Origin of the sequence: Leptolyngbya sp. FACHB-711, from assembly GCF_014695615.1 — a bacterium.
In the GTDB taxonomy this organism is placed as follows: Bacteria; Cyanobacteriota; Cyanobacteriia; order Elainellales; family Elainellaceae; genus Leptolyngbya_A.
In genome coordinates this window covers 1-2,760 of sequence record NZ_JACJOR010000022.1, presented here as the reverse complement: position 1 = coordinate 2,760, position 2,760 = coordinate 1, and the positions used below count along the sequence as shown (strand labels likewise).

The 2,760-nt window shown below is 51.9% G+C and carries 2 protein-coding genes and 1 pseudogene; 2 read left to right on the top strand and 1 reads right to left on the bottom strand.

The annotated features are described in order from the left end of the window. Nucleotides 1-634: pseudogene (locus H6F80_RS00265) on the top strand (hypothetical protein); the annotation flags it as partial. 37 nt (nucleotides 635-671) lie between these two features. Here H6F80_RS00265 and queA read toward each other — a convergent pair. Continuing rightward, nucleotides 672-1,817, bottom strand: a complete 1,146-nt coding sequence (gene queA / locus H6F80_RS00260; RefSeq protein ID WP_190789622.1) for a tRNA preQ1(34) S-adenosylmethionine ribosyltransferase-isomerase QueA — start codon at nucleotides 1,815-1,817, stop codon at nucleotides 672-674. Between the two features lie 155 nt (nucleotides 1,818-1,972). Here queA and H6F80_RS00255 point away from each other — a divergent pair, with 155 nt between their 5' ends. After that, nucleotides 1,973-2,362 carry a hypothetical protein gene (locus H6F80_RS00255; protein ID WP_190789621.1) on the top strand — a complete coding sequence of 130 codons (390 nt, stop codon included), beginning with the start codon at nucleotides 1,973-1,975 and terminating at the stop codon, nucleotides 2,360-2,362. Nucleotides 2,363-2,760: the final 398 nt, after the last annotated feature.

Sequence of the window (2,760 nt, the reverse complement as noted above, 5' to 3'; positions counted from 1 at the left end):
CAACGGCACCGATGCCCTATCCCGCTTGATTCGGGGAGAAATTCCGCTGACGATCGCCCGTCGCCTTACCGACCCCAACTACACGCCACCTGCCCCCGAACCCGCTGCGGTCGAAGAAACGCTCGAAGAAGTGACCCCCGCAAAAACGCGAGAACCAGATCAGGAAACTTTGCCCGAGAAAACCGGGAACGAAATGACTGAACTGCAGCCCCAAGCCATCCCCAATGCTTTCGATCGCGCAACTGAACAGACTCCCGTAGAAATTCCGGCTGAATTAGAGCAGCCCGACGATGAGGAAAGTATTCGAGAAGAGTTAGCCGATGAAGTGAAAGAGCAGCTTCAAAACGAACTTGAAGCATCCCCATCGGAAGCAGCAGGGAAAGCCAAGGACGATCGCTCGCCCCTCCTGATTCGCCCGGTAGAGCAGCCTGCTCCCGAATCCGCTCAACCCAATGCTCCGGACGCAGCTCCCCAGGCAAAACCGCCTGTCCTTCCCTCAACGCCTAAGCAAGACGACCTGCCGCCTACCCTGCCCGAAATCATTGAGGAGCCGGACATTCCGACAACGCCTGCTCCCCCCCCTTCGCGATTGCCTGCCCCGATTCCACGCTTCCTGACCTTCCTAAACCGATAAGTCCTGAACCGATAAGTTTTGATGAACTAATCAGCTCTCAGGTCAAGCGGGCTTCTGGCAAAATCAGCATCGCATCTCCAAAGGAATAAAAACGATACTCCTCCTCGATCGCCATTTGATACAGATCGAGAAGTCGTTGTCGCCCAATCAAAGCACTCACGAGCATCATTAAACTCGACTTGGGCAAATGGAAGTTGGTAATTAGCCCTTCGACCACGCGCCACTGAAAGCCGGGATAGATGTACAAATTCGTTTTGCCGCAGTAGGGTTGCAGGGTTCCGGTTTGAGCGGCTGCCCCTTCGAGCGATCGCACGGCTGTTGTGCCGACTGCAATCACTCGTCCTCCGTTCGCCTGGGTTTGCTGAATCTTGTCTACGGTTTCGACAGGAATCTCCAGCCATTCGCCGTGCATCTGGTGCTGCGTAATGTCGCTCGACTCGACTGGACGAAATGTGCCCACTCCCACATGGAGCGTAATAAAGGCGCGCTGAATCCCGGCTTCATCTAACCGTTGCAGCAGTTCTGGGGTAAAGTGCAGTCCTGCCGTTGGAGCCGCCGCAGAACCGGGGCGATCGGCATAAACAGTTTGATATTGCTCCGCATCCGCTTCAGACTCATGGATATAGGGCGGCAAAGGCACATGACCCAGATCCGCCAACAGCGGCAGCAGCGATTGACCGGGCGGCAAGTCAAATTCCAGATAGCGTCCCCCGGTTGCGGGTTCAACGGCTAATACCTTTGCTGTTAGTTTGGGGCGAGGTCGATCGGTTTCGTTTGCGGCAAAACCAGGAGAATTTTCATCTGGAGAATGCTCAGATATTTCGGGAATTTCGTTGCCCCAAAACTCGATTTGCGTCCCCACCTTCACCCGCCGACCTGGTTTTACCAGAGCAAGCCATTGATTGATCTGAGGCTGTTCTTCTAACAGCAAAACTTCAACGTTGCCGCCATTCGGCTTTCGTCCAAACAAACGGGCAGGAATCACGCGAGTGTTGTTGAGCACTAGCAAATCTCCCGGCTGAAGCAGTTCGGGCAGATCGCGGAAACTGCGATGCTGATAGTCTTTCGTACCCACAACCAGCAACCGGGAACTATCGCGCGGCACGGCTGGATTTTGAGCAATCCGCTCTGGTGGCAAAACGTAGTCGTAGGATTCCAGCAGGAGATCAGAATTTTCAGGCATTGCGTCAGGTCTTTTTGAAACGATCGATAAACTAACCCAATGGTCATCAAGTTGGGTGAAATTCCCTATGCAGGTTAGGGGGCTTTTCCCCTATTCCTTCTGGGACTATGACGAGAAGATTAAAGAGTAGCATTTGCAGGATACGACAAGAAGTTATGGATTATATCTACTACCTCGCAAATGCCAGCCTGACATTGAGAATCGTGGAATATCTCCATTCAATGCCCTGGCTCCCTGTTCGCTTTGTCACGGTGATTCATCAAATTGATGGTTGGGTCATTAAGGTAAAGCTAAGCCGCCCACTCGACGCTCAAGACGATGGAGACTTTCGATCGTTTCTCAACGAGCTAGGTATTCCTTACGAACCTGAGATTCGCGTAAGAATGGCGCTCTGGGGACTAGAGACCGGGCAGACTCCAGTGGAGGTAATGCGTCGATATCAGGTGGCAGTTGTGTCGCATGGAAACCCCGATCGCAGCGAAATTGAGGACTTCCGCAAACAGTTTGTGCAGGGCTTAGGCTATTGTCCCGAAACGCTTGCTTAATAACTGGTTCTTAACCCCAGATTGAGCATTATTTTAGAAATAGCCGTTAACAATCTTCTGCTTTCTGGTTCAACGATCGATTCAGAAATTAAAGTTTGGGTGGTGAACTTTGGGCACACAGAGAGTGTGCCTTTCCTTTTTTAAAGGAGAAAAATTGTTCAGGCCAAACTGCTTGCGATCGACCCAAACGACTTCCGGTTATTCCCCGAAGAAGGCACAATTGGGATGTTTGTTTAGGGTGTTTTTCCCTAGCCGTTTCCTCCCTTGTTGCGACCATGCCTTCGATCGCCTTAAAACCCAAGCCTGGCTCTGACGCTTTTCCCTGGTTTAGCTTGGGTCTCGTTTTAATCTTTCTTGGTTCTCTGGGGCTGCGGTTCTGGGAATTGAGCCGTTTTAAT

Bases quoted from the DNA above. Each gene is read 5' to 3' on its own strand.
- H6F80_RS00255 (WP_190789621.1), top strand. From the start codon at position 1,973: ATGGATTATATCTACTACCTCGCAAATGCCAGCCTGACATTGAGAATC.
- queA (WP_190789622.1), bottom strand. From the start codon at position 1,817: ATGCCTGAAAATTCTGATCTCCTGCTGGAATCCTACGACTACGTTTTG.